The sequence below is a fragment of the Ochrobactrum sp. CGA5 genome (assembly GCF_006345815.1).
GTDB lineage: Bacteria > Pseudomonadota > Alphaproteobacteria > Rhizobiales > Rhizobiaceae > Brucella.
On the sequence record NZ_VCIG01000038.1, the window covers coordinates 620,391 to 639,394 of the forward strand.

Genomic DNA, 19,004 nt, shown 5'->3' on the forward strand with positions numbered 1-19,004 from the left:
CGGACTGAACAGTTGAACACAAATGAGGGGTAAATTTTCTGTGCAACTGTGTCTGAAAGAACTCATTAAAAACAAAGAACATAAGTATCTTCTAAAAATTAATCGCCGCATAGAACATTGCGAACAACCCATCCACGACAATAACCACAAAAATAGCTTTCACAACGGAAGCAGTAACGCGACGGCCAAGTGATTCTGCACTGCCGCCAACTTTCATCCCCTCAACCGATGCGAGAATTCCGATGATCATGGCCATGAACGGAGCTTTGATAAGACCCGCGAAATAAGTGTTCAACGCGACCGCATCATGCAGGCGGCTGATGAAAGCATCAGGTGAAATATTGGAATAAAACCAGGCCACACCACCTGCCCCGATGAGTGCAGCCAGGTCGGAAATTATAGTGAGCAACGGCAGGACGACAACCAGCGCCACCAGACGGGGAAAAACCAGTACGCCTACCGGATTGAGGCCGATAACCGTCAGAGCATCCGTCTCCTCGCGCATTTTCATCGAGCCTATTTCGGCTGTGATCGCACTGCCTGAACGGCCGGCGATCATGATGGCGGTAAGAAGAACGCCGAGCTCACGCAGCACCAGAATGCCGACCAGATCAACGACAAAAATTTCAGCACCGAAATAGCGCAACTGAAATGCACCCTGTTGGGCAATGATCGCGCCGACAATCGTCGACATCAAAATGATAATGGGGATCGCACCCACGCCCATCCGATCCATCTGCGTGACGATGGCGGCAATGGGGATGCCGCTTCCACGTCCGTATTTTAGCTGGGCGCCGCGGATAGTGGCGCCCAGGATATGCATCGCCATTTTGAAGTCGTTACCCATAGAGATAACGCCGCCACCGAGCGCTGCCAGAAATGAAATGAGAAAGAACGGCTTTCTCTGACGGGGAATATCCAAGGTACGCTCGACCGCCTGCCCCACTTCCTCCATCAAAGGAAGCCAGGATTGACGAAGGCCTTCAAGGTGCGCGTTGGCGTTCCTCGCATCAAGGCGCTGCCGCAAGCGTTCAATCAGCCAGGCGCCTGCTGTATCGAGACCGGATACACCAGAAACATCGATTATCGTTGCTTTGTACTGCTCCGCATTTTCGAGGCTACGCATCTTGTCGTCGACAAGATTCACACTCTGCGAGACCCATCGACCACTCAACCGGATATAGCGCGCACCGTCCTGCTCCGTCAGATCAATCTTCGGCGCAGGATTATCGGTAGCTCTTGCTTTGTCGGCGGTGTCGTTCAACATGGCCTACCTCATATATGAGTCGTTGAACGACCGAAATACTGCGTCCCAGAGGGCATCTCTATGCACAATACCTTGAATATCATTGTAGAACGCTATCCTATCGCCGGAAAATTCACAATCTCGCGAGGCTCCAAAACGGAAGCCGCTGTTGTTGTGTGTGTGATTGACAACGGTCTCCATAAAGGACGCGGCGAATGCGTACCTTATGCCCGCTATGGCGAGAGCATCGAAAGCGTATGTGCCCAGATTGAATCCGCCCGTACAGCTATCGAAGGTGGCGCCACGCGACGGGATATTCAAACTTTGATGCCGGCTGGTGCTGCCCGCAATGCGGTCGACTGTGCTTTATGGGATCTCGAAGCCAAAACATCGGGCCGAAGCGTTGCTGAAATGCTCGGCACACCGACCCGACCGCTTGAAACCGCTATCACCGTTTCGCTCGGCACACCGGTTGAAATGGCGGAATCAGCGGCGAAGGTCGCTCACTATCCGCTCATCAAGGTAAAGATGGGCGGCGACAACGATGTTGAAAAAATCCACGCGGTTACAAGGGCGGCTCCGAACAGTCGCATCATCATCGATGCAAATGAAGGCTGGACGGCACACAATATCGTTGAGAACATGCGTGCCGCGGCTGAATCAGGCGTTATTCTCATTGAACAACCCTTGCCAACGGACAACGATCATATTCTTAGCGAGATTGAACGTCCTGTCATTATATGCGCCGATGAAAGCGTCCATACATCTGCTGGCCTTGAAAAGCTGGCAGAACGCTACGACGCAGTGAACATCAAGCTCGACAAAGCAGGTGGACTGACGGAAGGCCTCATCATGCGGGACCGGGCAATAGATCTCGGCCTTCAGGTCATGGTGGGCTGTATGGTCGGCACGTCACTTGGCATGGCGCCAGCAGTCTTGCTCGCTCAGAAAGCCAATGTGGTCGACCTTGATGGGCCGTTGCTTCTCGCCCATGATCGTGATCCAGGGTTGCGCTATGAAGGCGCCCTGGTCTATCCGCCCGAGGCCACTGTTTGGGGCTGATCCTCGCTTTTATAACTCTCGCTTGCGGTGCTGTTTATCGGAGCGAGAGCATCTTCGAAAATATCGGCACAAGCATCCCAGGTGAATTGTTTGAGTACCTGCGCAGGCTCAAACGGTTCCATCTCCAGCGCAGCCAGACAAGCGTCACCGAGACTTTCTGAAAGAACACCAGCACCCGTTGCTCCAACGACATCCCGTGAACCAGGCACCGGATATGCTGCTACCGGCAGGCCGGAGGCAATTGCTTCCAGTAAAACGAGACCGAACGTGTCTGTCCGACTTGGGAAAACAAAAACATCGGCGGCAGCATAACTGTTTGCCAATGCTTCGCCTTCGCGTTTACCAACGAACACCGCTTCTGGAAAACGCGTCTTAAATTCATTGAGAGATGGGCCGTCTCCAACGATCAGTTTTGTGCCGGGAAGATCAAGTTCCAGAAATGCTGGCAAGTTCTTTTCCGTGGCGACCCGCCCCACACAGATAAAAACTGGTCGCGGCAAGTCCTTCACCACATCCTTCCGAGGATAGAACAGCGTGCGGTCGACGCCGCGCGTCCAGAGATTCAGCCGCGTAAAACCTCTCCCCTTGAGGTCATCCAGAATAGATTGGGTCGGCACCAACGTATGCTGCGCCGCATTATGGAAACGTCGGAGGAATGCGTAAGTCCACTTCGGCGGTATAGGAAAGCGTTCTTGCAGATACTCCGGAAACCGTGTGTGAAAGCTAGTCGTGAACGACCAGCTCATTTTCAGACAGGCGCGCCGCGCCATATGTCCCAGAGGGCCTTCTGTTGCGATGTGCACGTAATCCGGCTGCAGGGTTCTCAGACGTTGTCTAAGTGCGCCAGGTGTGGTCAAAGCAAGCCTAATTTCTGGATAGGTCGGACAGGGGATCGATCTATAATCTAGCGGCGATATGATAGTGACATTGTATCCGCGCTCGATCATCAGATCGCGACATGTAGTCAGCGTGCGTACGACGCCGTTGACTTGAGGATGCCAGGCGTCGGTGACGATGACGATTCTCTTCATCGGCGCAAATTCACCAGTTCACGCACGGGTCGCGGAAGTTGGATGATCCTGCCCTCGCCGCGTTCTTCGATATCCGAACTTACGATCCCTGTTGTCGAAAGACGATCACGACGCTCAGTCCATTCGATGAGCTCCATCCGGCCATCGAAATGTTCTATCACAGCCGTACAGCTCTCCACCCAATCGCCGGTATTGATGTACTCGACGCCATTCATGTTCTCGATCGTGGCATGATGGATATGGCCGCAGATAACACCATCAACCCCGATACGCTGCGCCTCTTCGGAAACCACGTTCTCGAACTGACCTATGAAATTGACCGCTTTCTTGACGCGGAATTTCGCCCAAGCTGAAAACGACCAGTAGCGCAGGCCAAAAAGCGAACGGACCCGACTCATAACCGTGTTTACCCAGATCGCGGTGTCGTATGCCCAGTCGCCGAGATAGGCAATAAACCGCGCATTGCGCACTACAACATCGAACTGATCGCCGTGAATGACCAAAAACTTGCGACCGTCTGCGGTTTCATGAATTGCCCGGTTCATCACTTCGATGCCGCCGAAATGCGTCCCCTGGAAGTTCCGCAAGAATTCGTCATGGTTACCGGCGATGTAGATTATATTTGCACCCCTGCGGCTCTTGCGAAGCAGCTTCTGAACCACATCATTGTGCTCCTGTGGCCAGTGCCAGTTGCGCCGCAGGCGCCAGCCATCAACAATATCGCCAACGAGGTAAATCGTCTCTGCCTCATGATGACGAAGAAAATCCAGAAGCAGTTCAGCCTGAGCGGCCTTGGAACCGAGATGCACGTCCGAAATAAAAAGGGTTCGGAGTTTTTTGGGCTGCGGAGCGTCGGTGCTCATATGGTTGTCCCCTTCAATGGCAACCTGATCTGAGCGCAGAAAACCCGATTCATGTCACAGTGATATGACGCTGATTCTTGAAGCGCGGAAAACCAGTCACCGCGCCTCGGTCGGTAACTTGTATTAGGCGACCAGCCTTACTTTCGGGCCAACATAACGCGATTGAGGACGGATGAGCTTGTTTGCTGCCATTTGTTCACGACAATGGGCTACCCACCCCATGGTTCTTCCCATCGCGAAAACACAGGTAAACGCCTCACGCGGGAAACCTAATTGTTCAAGCAACAGAGCGGTATAGAACTCGACGTTTGTTTCGAGAGAGCGATCCGGCTTGTGGCGCCTGAGAACCGAGATAGCAGCTTTTTCCACGGCCTCGGCCAACTCAATGCGAGGGATTCCCCGCTCATGTCCAAGCGCTGCAATATGCTTCAATGCGCTTTTCAAAGCGTCGGCGCGCGGGTCGCGTACGCGATAAATTCGATGACCGAAACCCATCAGCCTTTCCCCATCGGCAACAGCGGATTCCAGCCACCGTTCCGCATCGTCGGGTCTGCCTATTGCGTCCAGCATATCCAGCACAGGTCCGGGCGCACCACCGTGCAACGGTCCTTTCAACGCACTGATCGCGGCAAGCAAAGAAGAGGTCAATCCGGCACGCGTCGATGCCACAACACGGGCAGCGAATGTTGATGCATTCAATCCATGATCGGAAACGGTCAAAAGATAGGTGTTGAGCCCTGCAACTTCTGCTTCGACGGGCATTCCCCCATTCATCATGCGCAGAATGTCGGCGCTGTGAGAAAGAGTTGGATCAGGATAAATCGGTCGATGTCCCTTCTCTGCTCGCAGAATGGCTGTCGTGAAAACCGCTGGCGCCGCCATCAGATGCAGCGCCGTCGTCAGATGATCCTCGTCAGGGATGCGAGCCATTAACGCGCGCAGCGCTTCTATCGGAGATATAGCCATCAATGTATCGTCAAGCGCATCCGTATGATGAAATACCTGCATACGTGCCTCTCCGAGCGCTTTCTGAAGACTCTCCCCTTTTGGAAGGTCATCGAAAAAGCCGTCCCACAGAAGCTCTATTCCATCTTCGACGCTACTGTGCGGGACCAGATCATCCAGCGACCGTCCGCGAATAACCAGCCTGCCTGCCAATCCATCGACGTCAGACAATACAGTGTCGGCAGCGATGACATCTTCGAGTCCGCTATTCATGATAATTCTCCTTATTTGCCTTCCGACATTGAATCCAACTATAGTTGACGTCAATCTTGATGAAATAGATCAATGTCAGGGACAGCAATGGACTGGCTAACAACCGTAGAAGCCCTCACCATTCTTCAGACGAAGCCGCAAACTCTCTATGCAAATGTGAGTCGCGGCCGCATTCGTTCTAAGCCATTGCCGGACGATCCCAGGCGCAGCCTTTATAGATCAGAGGACGTTCATCGACTGGCTGACAGGCGCCCCGGTCGCAAACGAGACAGCGTTGTCGCCGCCGATACCATTCGTTGGGGGCTTCCGATCATGCGTTCGGGTATCTCGACCATTATCGATGGTCGCCTGCTCTATCGCGGTTGCGACGCGGCGGAACTCTCTGAAACAGCGACACTGGAAGAAGTCGCCGCCCTGCTATGGCAGATGGATTTCAGCAGTATTGTCTGCACTAACGCCGACCCAAATCCAGACAACTGCCAGACCGATACCACACCTCTGGAACGACTGTTTGGGGTTTTTGGCATTCGTGCTGCGAACGACCTGCCTAGTTCCGGACGCTCCGCAACAATTCTGCAGCAGGAAGCCTTTAGTCTATTACAAGTTTTCCATAATACCGTGCTTGGAGTGTCTATATCGAACACGCCAATGCATGAACGTATCGCCGCAGCTTGGAGAAAGCCGCAGGCAAGCAGTACGATTCGGCGCATTCTGGTACTATTGGCGGACCACGAACTCAATGCATCAGCATTCGCCACACGCGTTGCGGCATCAACAGGAGCTCCGCTTTCAGCCGCCATACTCGCAGGATTATCGACGTTGATTGGGCCAAGGCATGGGCGAGCCGCAACCGCTGCTGCGGCTATCGTTGCCCAAGCGCGACAAGTAGGTGCCGAAGCGGCTATAAAGGACCAACTCAGGCAAGGAACCCAGTTTCATTTGTTTGGTCACCCGCTTTACCGTGAGAAAGGGGATATACGCGCTTCTGTATTGCTCGGACATCTGGACCTGCCGACACCCTATCGCGATCTGGAGCAAAGCGCTGCGGACATGCTTGGTGAAAAACCGAATGTCGATTTTGCACTCGCTGCAGTGACAGAAATCTACGAATTACCGCCAGATGCTCCCCTGCTCCTTTTTGCACTTGCGCGTATCACTGGCTGGCTAGCCCATGCGCTGGAGCAGGCGGATAGCGGATATCTGATCCGGCCAAGAGCGGAGTTCACTCCTCCCCTTGAGTAGCGATACTCACCAAATATTGTTCTCGATGACAGCAGTTTTTGCCCGAAAAGGTGGACATATACACCTGTGAACCAGAATCTGGTTGATCGGACCACTCGCTTGGTGGCATGTCTGGAGAACCTGAACGAAGTGTGAGGATCGAGCCGTGGACTTGGGCCTGAAAGGTCGAAAAGCGATTATATGTGCCTCCAGCAAGGGACTTGGACGCGCCTGCGCGGAGGCGCTCGCCGAAGCCGGATGCGATGTAGTTCTTAACGGACGAAATAATGAAATCCTTGCGGAAACAGCAAAGACAATTCGTGAGACATTTGGTGTAAAAGTTGATGCTGTCGCTGCCGACGTGTCAACGGCTGAAGGACAGGAGAAACTACTCTCCGCCTGCCCCGCGCCAGACATTCTCGTCAATAACAATAGTGGTCCTGCCTTCAAGGATTTCCGCCTTCTTGATCGCAAGGCGATCCTGCATGGGGTAACCCAGAATATGGTGACGCCCATTGAGCTGATCAAAGCCGTGATTGACGGGATGGTGGAGCGCCGCTTCGGCCGTATCGTCAATATCACGTCAACGTCGGTCTACGCTCCTATTCCCGGTCTTGATCTCTCATCGGGGGCTCGCGCCGGTCTGACTGCGTTTCTAGCTGGCGTCGCCCGTACAGTCGCAGCCTCGAATGTGACGATCAACAACATCCTTCCCGGTGCTTTCGACACGGATCGCCTTCGCAGTGGTTTCATATTCTCGGCCCAGAAAAACGGTACCACACCAGATGCAGAAGCTGTGAAGCGGGCATCGACAATACCCGCTGGAAGAATCGGTCAGCCAAAGGAGTTTGGACAGGCTTGCGCGTTCCTTTGTTCGGAACATTCCGGGTTCATTACCGGGCAGAATCTCGTTATCGACGGCGGCGCGTATCAGAGTGCATTTTAACAGCACCAAACGATAGATCTGCAAATTTGGAAAAACTCATTCTCGAAAACGGGTCTACTGAGATTTGAGCCTATAGACTAAAAACAATGATGGCCCAGTGTGCGGGAACCGCGTGCAAAACTGTATGCGAACACCGCGCCCTCCACGTGCGAATGGGTCTTTGCCCTGCACGAAAGATTTTGGAAAGCGATGCGACCATGACCAAGAAAACACCTTCCACTTCCCGTTCGGATTTCGATGAAGCAGCTCTGTTCTTCCACCGTTATCCGAAGCCCGGAAAGTTGGAAATTCAGGCGACAAAGCCGCTTGGAAACCAGCGAGATCTGGCGCTGGCTTATTCGCCAGGCGTGGCCGCTCCTTGCCTCGCAATCCATGAAGACCCAGCGACTGCCGCCGAATACACCGCCCGAGGAAATCTCGTTGCCGTCGTATCAAATGGCACAGCGGTTCTCGGCCTTGGCAATATCGGTGCCCTTGCTTCCAAACCCGTGATGGAAGGAAAGGCGGTTCTTTTCAAGAAATTTGCCGACATCGATGTGTTCGACATCGAAATCGATGCGCACGAAATCAGTCGCATTGTCGATGTCGTTGCCGCGCTGGAACCAACTTTTGGCGGCATCAACCTTGAGGATATCAAAGCGCCTGAATGCTTCGAGGTCGAAGAACAACTTCGTGAAAAGATGAATATTCCCGTCTTTCATGATGACCAGCATGGCACGGCAATCATCGTCGCGTCGGCAGTATTGAACGGTCTGGAACTAGCCGGCAAAAAGATCAGCGACGCCAAAATTGTTACATCGGGCGCTGGCGCTGCAGCGTTGGCGTGTCTCAATCTTCTTGTCAATCTCGGTGCGAAGCGCGAAAACATCTGGGTCTGTGATCTCGAAGGCGTCGTCTACGAAGGGCGTAACACGCTGATGGATCGCTGGAAGGAAGTTTACGCACAGAAGACTGACGCGCGTGTTCTGGCCGATGTCATAGGCGGCGCTGACGTTTTTCTAGGCCTTTCCGCCGCTGGCGTGCTGAAGCCTGAACTTCTGAAGCAGATGGCAGAAAAGCCGTTGATCATGGCACTTGCCAACCCGAAGCCGGAAATCATGCCGGAGGAGGCTCGTGCAGCCCGTGCAGATGCCATGATTTGCACGGGACGTTCGGATTATCCAAATCAGGTCAACAACGTTCTCTGCTTCCCTTACATCTTCCGTGGCGCACTTGATGTTGGTGCAACTGCGATTAACGAAGAGATGAAGCTGGCGGCTGTCCGCGCAATTGCCGCGCTCGCCCGCGAGGAACCTTCGGATGTGGCTGCGCGCGCATATTCCGGCGACACGCCGACTTTCGGGCCAGACTACATCATTCCGTCGCCATTCGATCAGCGCCTGATTTTGCGTATCGCCCCGGCTGTTGCCAAAGCGGCAATGGAAACAGGTGTGGCCACGCGTCCGATTGAAGATATGGAAGCCTATCTCGATCGCTTGAATCGCTTTGTCTTCCGCTCCGGCCTCATCATGAAGCCGGTCTTCGCAGCGGCACGCACGCAGGAAAAGCCGAAGCGCGTCATTTATGCGGATGGTGAAGATGAACGCGTACTCCGCGCCGCTCAAGTCGTGATCGAAGAGCGCATCGCCGATCCGATTCTGGTCGGACGTCCGCAGGTCATTGAAACGCGCCTCCGTCGCTATGGCCTCAAGATTCGTCCGGGAACGGATTTTGAACTCATCAACCCCGAAGATGATCCGCGTTATCGTGACTATGTTGATCTTTATCTCTCCTACACCGGTCGACAAGGTGTCACGCCGGAAGCGGCACGTACCATCGTCCGAACGAACTCGACCGCAATTGCCGCTCTCGCCGTCATGCGTGACGAGGCCGACGCAATGATCTGTGGTCTTGAAGGTCGCTTTGAACGTCACCTCCGTGTCGTACGCCAAATTATCGGCAAGGTTCCCGGTATTCGTGACTATTCTGCTTTGAGCTTGCTGATCTCACAGCGCGGCGCCCTCTTCCTCACAGACACATATGTAAACGTTGAGCCGGGCGCGAACGAGATCGCTGAAATGGCGATTCTAGCTGCAAAGGAAATCAGCCGCTTTGGTATCGAGCCAAAGGCAGCACTCGTATCTCATTCGAATTTCGGATCGAAAGAATCAGCCAGTGCGGAAAAGATGCGGGCAGCCGCAGCAATTCTCGCCGAGAAGGCGCCAGAACTCGAATCCGATGGTGAAATGCATGGTGATTCAGCTCTCTCGCAAGCTCTGCGCGATCGCGTATTCCCGAATTCACGGTTGAAAGGCGAAGCCAATCTGCTTGTCTTCCCGAACCTCGACGCGGCAAACATTACGCTGAATGTGGTCAAGATGGTTACGGATGCACTGCACGTGGGTCCGATTCTGCTCGGCGCGGCGCGTCCGGCACATATTCTGACGCCATCAGTCACCTCGAGGGGGGTCGTCAATATGACTGCATTGGCAGTTGTTGAAGCCTTGCAAAAATCTGGAGAGACCATTCGCAAGAAGAAGTAATTCAATAAAAACTAAGTTAGATACCTATAATAAAAACATCGTAAACGGCGAGTATAATTAAATATACTCGCCGTTAGCATTTACTTTACTACATTTTTCAATAATGCCGGCGCCAGCATCGATATTGAGGTCATCATGTCTTACAATTTGCATACTTCACATAGATCGCTAATTTACTCAGCGATTGTGATAATTTGTGGAGTATTATCTGGTTGTACAACTATACCATCCAAAGATTTGTGCACGCCTGCTGAACAAAAGCAGCTTGAGAAACAGCGCCTCGTCACCCAGTCTGACCTTGATCGTAAAGCAGCAGAGCTTTCTCGCTTGAAAAAAACCTTAGCTCAGGATCGTTGTGTAGGCAGCTTGTTTACCCCCGCTGTCAAATCAGCGCAGTGCACGAAATTGCTGAGCAGGACAGACAGACTGATGACTGAAACACAGGCATTGCGCGAACGCCTCAATGAACTGGATATGGCGCTTACCGGACATCCGTCATCGTCCAAATATGTTAAATCCTGCAAGGCCTCTTGGGTCGTATCCCCCAGAAAACATCATTCGAAAACCGCCCACGTATCGCGGCATAAACTCAAAGCGACAGCCAAAACGGTCAGCACGATTACACTGCCTGCCTATGAAACTCATGCTCCTGTCGAGGAAAAGAAAGTCGATTACACGTCATCGGCCGCGGTGCATACATCGGATACAATATCTGCCCCAATTGCACCTAACGAAACAATCGCGCCTGTGGAACGCCCTTATACGGCGAACGCGAATGTCAGGGTTGTCGGCTCAAAGTTCTTTCCGGACCAATCAGCACCAGCAAGTCGGCCAGTTCCGGACCATGCGCCTGCCCAGTAAGTGCAAGTCTTAATGGCATGAAAAGGTTCTTGCCCTTACGACCCGTTGCCACCTTCACCGCTTCGGTCCAAACTTTCCACGTTTCATGGTCCCAAGGAGCAGACGGCAGCAAAGCAAAAGCCTCTCTCAGAAAAGCGCGATCCGCATCTGATAAGTCTGGCTTTTCTGGCAAGTTGCCATCAACGATAGACCACCAATGCCCAGCATCCTTGAAGCGGTCGAGGTTTCCTCGTACTGCCAACCAGAAGGGTTCAGCCTTCGCGCCGGAAATACCCATGTCCGCCAGACGTGGCTGGGCTTCTGAAAACGGCATCTCGTGCAGAAGGGCGCGATTGAGCGTATCCAGTTCCGCAGGATCAAACTTTGCCGATGACTTTGATATGGAAGCCAGATCGAAGCGTTCGGCCAGGCTTTCCATACTGGGCGCAGCCGATACACTTTCCGAGGTACCAATCAGAATCGCCAGCGATGCGACAGCCATTGGCTCGAAACCAGCTTCGCGCAATGATCCCACAGACAGAGCACCAGTTCGCTTTGAAAGCCCTTCGCCGGAAATTGTTGTCAGCAAATTGTGATGCCCGAAAACAGGAGCAGTAGCCCCCAGGGCTTCGAAAATTGCAATCTGCACGCCCGTATTGGTCACATGGTCGTCGCCACGAATGATATGCGTGACGCCCATATCGATGTCATCCACCACCGATGGCAGTGTGTAGAGATAAGTACCGTCTTCGCGCACCAACACCGGATCTGACATTGAGGCCAGATCAACAGTCTGCGGGCCGCGAACCAGATCGTCCCAATGGACCTCCGTGCGTTTGGTATAGAATGGATCGGTTTCGAAATTGGGCAACAGGAAACGCCAGTGTGGCTTGCGCCCCTCGGCCTCAAAAGCGGCCTTCTCATCCTGGGTCAGTTTCAAACCTTCACGACCATATACTGGCGGCAGGCGACGCGCGAGACGTAGCTTGCGGCGGCGCTCCAGCTCATCCGCCGTTTCATAGCAGGCATATAACAAACCGGCCTGTTTGAGTTTTTCCACTGCCTTACCGTAGACATCGAAACGCTTCGACTGATACTCGACACGATCAGGTTTGATACCAAGCCAGTCGAGATCGACCGCAATTGCTTGCGCATATTCCTCCCGGGAGCGTTCAACATCGGTGTCGTCATAGCGCAGAATGAATTTTCCGCCATTCTTCTGAGCGAAAAGCCAGTTTGTAAGCGCTGTGCGCGTATTGCCAATATGAATATAGCCCGTCGGTGACGGAGCAAAACGAACGGTAACAGTCATTTTATTGTCTTTCAGCGGTCGCGGAAGCGGTTCGTTATAGGGTAGCGGCGATCACGCCCGAAATTCTTCTTGGTAATTTTTACACCGGGTGCCGATTGTCGGCGCTTATATTCAGCCAGATAGAGCAAATGTTCGATCCGTTGAACAGTTTCGAGCGGATGCCCGCGCGCTGCAATCTCGGTGTTGCTCATCTCGTTTTCGACAAGACATTCAAGAATATCGTCTAACACCGGATAAGGCGGTAAGCTGTCTTGATCCGTCTGGTTTTCACGCAGTTCGGCAGATGGTGCCTTGGCAATGATGTTGTTCGGGATCACCTCGCCCGACGGACCAAGCGCGCCTTGCGGTATATGGCCGTTGCGCCATTTCGACATCGCATAGACCTGCATCTTGTAGACATCCTTGATCGGATTGAACCCGCCATTCATGTCGCCATAAAGCGTCGCATAGCCCACTGACATCTCGGACTTGTTACCGGTGGTTACAACCATAGAACCAAACTTATTGGAAACGGCCATCAGAATGGTGCCGCGTGCGCGGCTCTGCAGGTTTTCTTCCGTAACACCGCTCTCGGTTCCCTCGAACAGCGGATGCAGCGACTCGAGAAAGCCCTCCACCGGTGCAGCGATTGGTACAATGTCGTAACGAACGCCGAGCGCTTTTGCGCAATCAGCAGCATCCTGCAGCGATTCCTCAGATGTATAGCGGTAAGGCAGCATAATGCAGCGAACACGATCCTTACCCAAGGCGTCGACGCCCAAAGCAGCACAGATTGCCGAGTCAATGCCACCGGAAAGCCCGAGCACCACATCCTTGAAACTGTTCTTGTTCACATAGTCCCGAAGGCCCAGCATGCACGCGGAATAATCAGCTTCGATCCCTTCTGGAAGCAGAGCTTTCTCTCCTTCTTCGCAGCGCCACCCATCATTATTTTTTTGCCAGACGGTCAGCGTGATCTGCTCCGTGAATTGCGGCATTTGCAAACAAAGCGACCGATCAGCGTTGAAAGCAAACGATCCGCCATCAAAAACAAGCTCGTCCTGCCCGCCGACCTGATTAGCATAGACCATCGGCAATTCGGTCTCGATCACCTGCTTCAGGACAATCTGATGGCGACGGTCCATCTTCGCACGGTGATAAGGTGAACCGTTCGGTACGAGCAAAATTTCTGCGCCACTCTCAGCCAGCGTTTCCGCCACGCCAAGTTCACCCCATATATCCTCACAGACGGGAATCCCGATGCGAACGCCGCGGAAATTGACTGGCCCCGGCATGGGACCTGCCTGAAATACACGTTTCTCGTCGAATTCGCCATAATTCGGCAGGTCGACTTTGAACCGTTCAGCAATAATCTCGCCACCATCAAGCACTGCAATCGAGTTATGCAGTCCGCTTTCACGGCTGAGTGGTGTTCCGATGACGACGCCCGGCCCACCATCAGCAGTCTCAATAGCTAATTCACGTACTGCTTTCTCGCATGCAGCAAGAAAAGACGGCTTAAGAACCAAATCTTCCGGCGGATAACCGGAGATGAACAGCTCTGTAAACAGAACGAGATCGGCTTTCATCTTGGCGGCCTCAGCGCGTGCCGCGCGTGCCTTTGCAAGGTTTCCGGCGATATCGCCCATAACGGGATTAAGCTGCGCAATGGCAATACGGAGCATGGCAAGATTCTCGTGAGAGGCTAACATGCCCAAGGTTTAGCGCGCTTGGGCAAGCAAATGCAACGGATGCAATCAATCGATCGCTTTGTTTGTCACGCCAGATATGTCTTGAAGAGGATATAGCCCCAGACCACGACGACGAACACGATGGAAATGAGGACGGCGAGCGATCCGCAGTCCTTAGCGATCTGAATTTCCTTATGAAAATCCCGCGAAACGGCATCACATGTCGCCTCGATACCGGTATTTAACACCTCTACGAGGATAAGGAACAAGATCGAACCGGTCATGAAGAGGAAAGCGAGCCATGTCGGTGCAAGTAAAAGAGCTACCGGCAGAGACAGAACAAACAGCACCAACTCCTGTTGAACCGCCTTTTCATGTCCTGCGAGGTATTTCAGTGCTCGCATGGAATTCAGAAAAGCCAGGAAAATGCGCTGCATCATTAACCTCAATCAAACTGGTTACAGCGTCGCTCAAAATCAAAGCGGACACTCAAAGAACATAAGCGTCCTTTGTGCAACCGCTCAGACGCTTGCCGTTATACGGCAATCAATAGGTGAGTTTCCCCGAAATGCAACAGGGCGGAGATCGAAACCTCCACCCTGCCAGCTTTAGAACGTTAGAAACAAGTCAGGCACTCACGGCCTGCTTGTCAATGCTGGCGTCACGCTCCTTCTTGAGCAGTTCAGCCAGCAGAAATGCCAGTTCCAGCGCCTGATCGGCATTCAGGCGCGGATCGCAATGCGTATGGTAACGGTCATGCAGGTCCTCTGCTGAGATTGCCCTCGCACCGCCCGTGCATTCCGTCACATTCTTGCCAGTCATTTCGACATGGATACCGCCTGGATGTGTCCCTTCCGCGCGATGAATCGCGAAGAAGGACTCTACTTCCTTAAGGATGCGATCGAACGGACGTGTCTTGTAGCCACCGGCCGTGATCGTGTTGCCATGCATCGGATCGCATGACCAAACGACTTTGCGGCCTTCCTTCTCGACGGCCCGAATAAGCTGCGGCAGGTGATCGCCGACTTTGTCGTAGCCGAAGCGTGCAATCAGTGTCAGTCGTCCTGCTTCGTTTTCTGGATTCAGAAGATCGATCAGACGAATAAGATCATCCGGCTGCAGGGACGGGCCGCACTTGAGGCCAAGAGGATTCTTGATGCCACGGCAGTATTCGATATGCGCATGGTCAGCCTGACGTGTGCGATCACCGATCCAGATCATGTGTCCAGACGTCCCGTACCAGTCACCGGAAGTCGAGTCCACGCGGGTCAGCGCTTCTTCATAGCCGAGAAGCAGAGCTTCATGGCTAGTGTAAAAATCGGTTTCACGAAGCGAATGATTACTGTCAGCCGTGATGCCGATTGCTCGCATGAAGTTCATGGTTTCGGAAATACGCTGCGCCAAAGCTGCATAACGTTCTGCCTGCGGACTCTTGCCCACGAATCCGAGCATCCACTGATGAACGTTCTCCAGATTGGCGTAGCCGCCTTGGGCGAACGCACGCAACAGGTTAAGCGTCGCTGCCGATTGGCGGTACGCCATGTCCTGACGCTGCGGATCGGGAATGCGCGAAGCCGCGTCAAACTCAATACCGTTGATAATGTCGCCACGGTAAGATGGCAGTTCCAGGCCATTCAGCGTTTCCATGTCCGATGAACGCGGCTTGGCGAACTGACCGGCAATGCGACCTACCTTTACAACTGGCTTCGAAGCACCAAATGTGAGCACGACAGCCATCTGAAGAAAGACGCGGAAAAAGTCGCGAATATTATCCGCGCCGTGCTCGGCGAAGCTTTCGGCGCAATCGCCACCCTGGAGCAGAAATGCCTTACCCTCCGCCACTTCGGCCAACTGTTGTTTCAGCTTGCGCGCTTCACCTGCAAAAACCAGTGGCGGATAGGTGCGAAGACGGGCCTCAACATCGTTCAAAGCCTGTGCGTCCGGATAAAACGGCACTTGCTTGATCGGTTTATTTCTCCAGGAATGCGGGGTCCAGTTCTTCGTCATTTGAGCACCTGTTTGCTTCTATCCGCTCGATTTCTCTCGGATTGTATCCTCCTTACACGGAAACCAGAACTCCTATATGGACAGCCAACATCTGATAAAGATAACAGCCTTCCTAGGAAAACCAGCGTGCGTGGTCGCGCTGATATAATGCAGGCAGAGATTTTATGCCAGCAATATTCGTTAAGCGAGGAAACCGATTGCGAAAGATTTAGCCGTCGACTTTCTTACCATTCACGACACGATAAGTCGGCTTGTACATAGTGACCAGTTCTTCGGCTGCTGTCGGATGAACCGCCATTGTTCGGTCGAAGTCATCCTTGGTGGCGCCAGCCTTGAGGGAAATACCCAGAAGCTGAGCCATTTCGCCGGCATCCGCTCCCATGATGTGAGCCCCAACTACCTTGCGGCTTGCGGCATCAACGATGAGCTTCATCAGCATTTTCTCATTGCGACCGGAAAGCGTGTTCTTCATCGGGCGGAACAGCGCTCTGTAGATCTCGATTTCCGGATACTTCTTGGCAGCCTCATCTTCCGGCAAGCCAACTGTACCGATTTCAGGCTGGGAGAATACAGCCGTCGCAATCAGTTCATGATCGGGCTTGGTAGGATTACCCTTGAAAGCCGTTTCGAGGAAGCACATGGCTTCGTGGATTGCCACCGGTGTTAGCTGCACACGGTTCGTAACATCCCCCACAGCCCAGATATTCGCAACGTTGGTGCGCGAATAATCATCAACCGGAATTGCGCCAAGCTCGTCCATGTTGACGCCAGCTCTCTCCAGCCCAAGACCTGTCGTGTTGGCTTTGCGCCCGATCGCCATCATTGCTTGACCGACTTCCAATGTCTCACCATTGTTCAGCGAAATTTTCAAACTTCCGTCGGACTGCTTTTCGATCTTCTCGAAAACCGCTTCGCAAATAATGCGAATGCCCTTGGCTTCCATCGTTTCGTGTAAAAGATGGCGTACGTCCGGGTCGAAGCGGGAGAGGACTTCCTTACCTCGATAGACAAGGGTCGTTTCGACGCCGAGACCATGAAAGATATTTGCGAACTCAACAGCGATATAGCCGCCACCTGCGATAGCAATCGCATTGGGTAGCTCAGCTAAGTGAAAAGCTTCGTTGGAACTGATGCACAATTCGTGCCCAGGTATGGTTTCAGGCATACTCGGATGACCGCCGGTAGCGATCAGTATCTGATCTGCTGTGACTCGACGACCATCATCCTTCAGTTCGATGGTGTGCTCATCAACCAACTCAGCGCGACTGGCGAAAATTTTGACGTCAGAATTCTGGAGTCCCTTCGTGTAGAGTCCCTCAAGCCGCGCAATCTCCTTGTCCTTGGCATCGATCAGCTTTTTCCAGTCGAATGTTGATGCGCCAACATCCCAACCGTAACCTGCGGCATCATCAAAGTGCTCAGGAAACTGCGATGCATAAACGAAGAGCTTCTTCGGTACGCAACCGCGAATAACGCAGGTTCCACCCATGCGATACTCTTCCGCAAGGCCGACCTTTTTACCCATAGCCCCAGCTAGGCGCGCTGCCCGAACACCACCGGAACCACCACCGATAACAAAAAGGTCATAGTCAAAGCCGACCATCGGAATCTCCAATAAAACATTACGCTGGATAATATGTAGGCAAAATGAAAAGCCCGGCCAAGTGACCGGGCTTTCAAATTCATTCTGTTGCAATGAATTATTGCTGCGCAGGTTGCGCCGGTGCTGCGGCAGCTCCAGCCTGGGCGGCCAGAACCTCAGCTACGCCAGTGGCCAGATCGCGGGCAATACCATTCTGCCAGATATTGGCGGCCTTAACGACTTCACGCGTCACAATCGGACCTTCGGACAGAAGCTTCTTGCCTGCAGGCGACGTATAGAATGCTGCAATGGCCTTCAGTTCATCTTCCGAGAAGGCCTTTGCATAAACGCGTGCAGATTCGGTTTCGAGATCTGCACGGCGGGAAGCCAGAGCAAGAGCCTTGTCATCAACCGTTTTTGTGATGAGCGCTTCCAGGTTCGGATCCTTCTGGATCAATTCACCTTTCAGAGCGCGAGCAGCATTCGGCAGAATTTCATCGAACTGCTCTGTAGCGTTAATTGCAGAAATTGCGGCACGGGCAGCTTCGAGATGAGCTTCTGTGATTTCCTGTGCAGATGCCGCATGAATGCCCGACATGAGTACGAGCGCGGAAAACGGTGCAATCAGACGGCGAAAGCCAGTTGCCGGGATCATAAGGACAGTACTCCGTTCAATCAGTTCAAGACCGGTTCATGGTGCGGATGCCATCGTTACCGGCAATCACCGCCGCACGCGCCAATCCGATGAAAAGTCCGTGCTCGACAACGCCGGGGATTGCGAAGAGAGCGTCAGATAGTGTCTTTGGATCGGGAATGCGGCCAAAAGATGCATCCACGATATAATGCCCACCATCAGTTACGAAAGGTGAGTCATCTTTTAAACGCACTGCCAGCGGGCCTGCAAGACCACACTTCGCAGCTGCTGCTTCAATCGCGCGTAACGTGGCGCCGAGACCGAAGCGATTGACTTCTACAGGCAATGGGAACTGCCCCAGTGTTTCGACCACCTTTGAACTGTCTGCAATAACGATCATTGCGTCAGATGCGGCAGCTACGATCTTTTCACGAAGCAGCGCTCCACCGCCGCCCTTGATGAGCGAAAGATAGGTGTCGACTTCATCGGCGCCATCCACGGTCAGATCAAGATGAGGCGTTTCATCAAGTGTTGTGAGCGGAATTCCCAAATCCTTGCATAGTTTTGCGGTGCGTTCGGAGGTAGGCACTCCAATAATCTTGAAGCCGTCGCTTACCTTGTCGGCAAGCAGTCGCACAAATTCCTCGGCGGTCGAACCAGTACCAATCCCCAGACGCATTCCGTCCTTGACGTGTGTTAGCGCTTCTGCGGCTGCCGCGATTTTCAGCTTCCGAGCTTCGTCCATACTTGAATTCCCGATATTCCCCTGCGGATTCTCTTTGTGGTCCGGTTCGCCTCTAGCATGCGTACGCAGCGCAACAAAGTGCCTATTCTATGTTTGACGCAGAAT

At 53.2% G+C, this 19,004-nt stretch carries 16 protein-coding genes; 5 read left to right on the forward strand and 11 right to left on the reverse strand.

Going from position 1 to position 19,004, the window contains the following annotated elements; all coding sequences use genetic code 11:
* Positions 1-91: 91 nt before the first annotated feature.
* Entirely contained in the window at positions 92-1,267 is a 1,176-nt protein-coding gene (locus FJQ48_RS16080; protein WP_139975957.1) for an ABC transporter permease, read from the reverse strand.
* Between the two features lie 60 nt (positions 1,268-1,327).
* Between FJQ48_RS16080 and dgcA the strand changes: the two genes are divergently transcribed.
* On the forward strand, positions 1,328-2,308 hold the full coding sequence (gene dgcA / locus FJQ48_RS16085) for an N-acetyl-D-Glu racemase DgcA (RefSeq protein WP_139975958.1): 981 nt from the start codon (positions 1,328-1,330) through the stop codon (positions 2,306-2,308).
* Here the strand turns inward: dgcA and FJQ48_RS16090 are convergent.
* The 3 genes from FJQ48_RS16090 to FJQ48_RS16100 form a co-directional block, all read right to left on the reverse strand.
* A complete protein-coding gene (locus FJQ48_RS16090) occupies positions 2,278-3,339 on the reverse strand; it encodes a glycosyltransferase family 1 protein (protein ID WP_139975959.1) in 1,062 nt (353 codons plus the stop codon). The two genes, dgcA and FJQ48_RS16090, sit on opposite strands and share 31 nt — an antisense overlap.
* Positions 3,336-4,202 carry a UDP-2,3-diacylglucosamine diphosphatase gene (locus FJQ48_RS16095; RefSeq protein WP_139975960.1) on the reverse strand — a complete coding sequence of 289 codons (867 nt, stop codon included), beginning with the start codon at positions 4,200-4,202 and terminating at the stop codon, positions 3,336-3,338. Before FJQ48_RS16095 ends, FJQ48_RS16090 begins: the two co-directional genes overlap by 4 nt.
* Positions 4,203-4,325: 123 nt before the next feature.
* The gene (locus FJQ48_RS16100; RefSeq protein WP_139975961.1) at positions 4,326-5,420 is read right to left on the reverse strand and encodes a citrate synthase/methylcitrate synthase; all 1,095 of its coding nucleotides are present in this window, start codon (positions 5,418-5,420) and stop codon (positions 4,326-4,328) included.
* Positions 5,421-5,507: 87 nt separating this feature from the next.
* Between FJQ48_RS16100 and FJQ48_RS16105 the strand changes: the two genes are divergently transcribed.
* The 4 genes from FJQ48_RS16105 to FJQ48_RS22595 all read left to right on the forward strand — a co-directional run bounded on the left by FJQ48_RS16105 (position 5,508) and on the right by FJQ48_RS22595 (position 10,970).
* A complete protein-coding gene (locus tag FJQ48_RS16105) occupies positions 5,508-6,662 on the forward strand; it encodes a citrate synthase (protein WP_139976326.1) in 1,155 nt (384 codons plus the stop codon).
* Positions 6,663-6,807: 145 nt separating this feature from the next.
* A complete protein-coding gene (locus FJQ48_RS16110) occupies positions 6,808-7,587 on the forward strand; it encodes an SDR family oxidoreductase (protein WP_139975962.1) in 780 nt (259 codons plus the stop codon).
* A gap of 197 nt (positions 7,588-7,784) precedes the next feature.
* Positions 7,785-10,109, forward strand: a complete 2,325-nt coding sequence (locus tag FJQ48_RS16115) for an NADP-dependent malic enzyme (RefSeq protein ID WP_139975963.1) — start codon at positions 7,785-7,787, stop codon at positions 10,107-10,109.
* A 135-nt stretch (positions 10,110-10,244) separates the two neighbouring features.
* Positions 10,245-10,970: a hypothetical protein gene (locus FJQ48_RS22595; protein WP_139975964.1), complete on the forward strand. Its 726-nt coding sequence runs from the start codon at positions 10,245-10,247 to the stop codon at positions 10,968-10,970.
* Here the strand turns inward: FJQ48_RS22595 and gltX are convergent.
* From gltX to rpiA, 7 genes are all read right to left on the reverse strand, one after another.
* Complete coding sequence (gene gltX / locus FJQ48_RS16125; RefSeq protein WP_139975965.1) at positions 10,888-12,261, reverse strand: glutamate--tRNA ligase; 1,374 nt, start codon at positions 12,259-12,261, stop codon at positions 10,888-10,890. The two genes, FJQ48_RS22595 and gltX, sit on opposite strands and share 83 nt — an antisense overlap.
* Before the next feature lie 11 nt (positions 12,262-12,272).
* Positions 12,273-13,952 (reverse strand): NAD+ synthase, encoded by a 1,680-nt coding sequence (locus FJQ48_RS16130; RefSeq protein ID WP_139975966.1) that lies wholly within the window; start codon positions 13,950-13,952, stop codon positions 12,273-12,275.
* 65 nt (positions 13,953-14,017) lie between these two features.
* The gene (locus FJQ48_RS16135) at positions 14,018-14,368 is read right to left on the reverse strand and encodes a diacylglycerol kinase (protein WP_139976327.1); all 351 of its coding nucleotides are present in this window, start codon (positions 14,366-14,368) and stop codon (positions 14,018-14,020) included.
* Positions 14,369-14,558: 190 nt separating this feature from the next.
* The gene (locus FJQ48_RS16140) at positions 14,559-15,938 is read right to left on the reverse strand and encodes a 3-deoxy-7-phosphoheptulonate synthase class II (protein ID WP_139975967.1); all 1,380 of its coding nucleotides are present in this window, start codon (positions 15,936-15,938) and stop codon (positions 14,559-14,561) included.
* A gap of 208 nt (positions 15,939-16,146) precedes the next feature.
* Positions 16,147-17,541, reverse strand: a complete 1,395-nt coding sequence (gor, locus tag FJQ48_RS16145; protein ID WP_139975968.1) for a glutathione-disulfide reductase — start codon at positions 17,539-17,541, stop codon at positions 16,147-16,149.
* Positions 17,542-17,638: 97 nt separating this feature from the next.
* Entirely contained in the window at positions 17,639-18,175 is a 537-nt protein-coding gene (locus tag FJQ48_RS16150) for a DUF2059 domain-containing protein (RefSeq protein WP_139975969.1), read from the reverse strand.
* Positions 18,176-18,200: 25 nt separating this feature from the next.
* Positions 18,201-18,899, reverse strand: coding sequence for a ribose-5-phosphate isomerase RpiA (rpiA, locus tag FJQ48_RS16155; RefSeq protein WP_139975970.1), 699 nt, complete (start codon positions 18,897-18,899; stop codon positions 18,201-18,203).
* Positions 18,900-19,004 lie beyond the last annotated feature (105 nt).

Coding starts and splice junctions, on each gene's coding strand:
- FJQ48_RS16080 (WP_139975957.1), bottom strand. CDS start 1,267: ATGTTGAACGACACCGCCGACAAAGCAAGAGCTACCGATAATCCTGCG.
- dgcA (WP_139975958.1), top strand. CDS start 1,328: ATGCACAATACCTTGAATATCATTGTAGAACGCTATCCTATCGCCGGA.
- FJQ48_RS16090 (WP_139975959.1), bottom strand. CDS start 3,339: ATGAAGAGAATCGTCATCGTCACCGACGCCTGGCATCCTCAAGTCAAC.
- FJQ48_RS16095 (WP_139975960.1), bottom strand. CDS start 4,202: ATGAGCACCGACGCTCCGCAGCCCAAAAAACTCCGAACCCTTTTTATT.
- FJQ48_RS16100 (WP_139975961.1), bottom strand. CDS start 5,420: ATGAATAGCGGACTCGAAGATGTCATCGCTGCCGACACTGTATTGTCT.
- FJQ48_RS16105 (WP_139976326.1), top strand. CDS start 5,508: ATGGACTGGCTAACAACCGTAGAAGCCCTCACCATTCTTCAGACGAAG.
- FJQ48_RS16115 (WP_139975963.1), top strand. CDS start 7,785: ATGACCAAGAAAACACCTTCCACTTCCCGTTCGGATTTCGATGAAGCA.
- FJQ48_RS22595 (WP_139975964.1), top strand. CDS start 10,245: ATGTCTTACAATTTGCATACTTCACATAGATCGCTAATTTACTCAGCG.
- gltX (WP_139975965.1), bottom strand. CDS start 12,261: ATGACTGTTACCGTTCGTTTTGCTCCGTCACCGACGGGCTATATTCAT.
- FJQ48_RS16130 (WP_139975966.1), bottom strand. CDS start 13,952: ATGTTAGCCTCTCACGAGAATCTTGCCATGCTCCGTATTGCCATTGCG.
- FJQ48_RS16135 (WP_139976327.1), bottom strand. CDS start 14,368: ATGCAGCGCATTTTCCTGGCTTTTCTGAATTCCATGCGAGCACTGAAA.
- FJQ48_RS16140 (WP_139975967.1), bottom strand. CDS start 15,938: ATGACGAAGAACTGGACCCCGCATTCCTGGAGAAATAAACCGATCAAG.
- gor (WP_139975968.1), bottom strand. CDS start 17,541: ATGGTCGGCTTTGACTATGACCTTTTTGTTATCGGTGGTGGTTCCGGT.
- FJQ48_RS16150 (WP_139975969.1), bottom strand. CDS start 18,175: ATGATCCCGGCAACTGGCTTTCGCCGTCTGATTGCACCGTTTTCCGCG.
- rpiA (WP_139975970.1), bottom strand. CDS start 18,899: ATGGACGAAGCTCGGAAGCTGAAAATCGCGGCAGCCGCAGAAGCGCTA.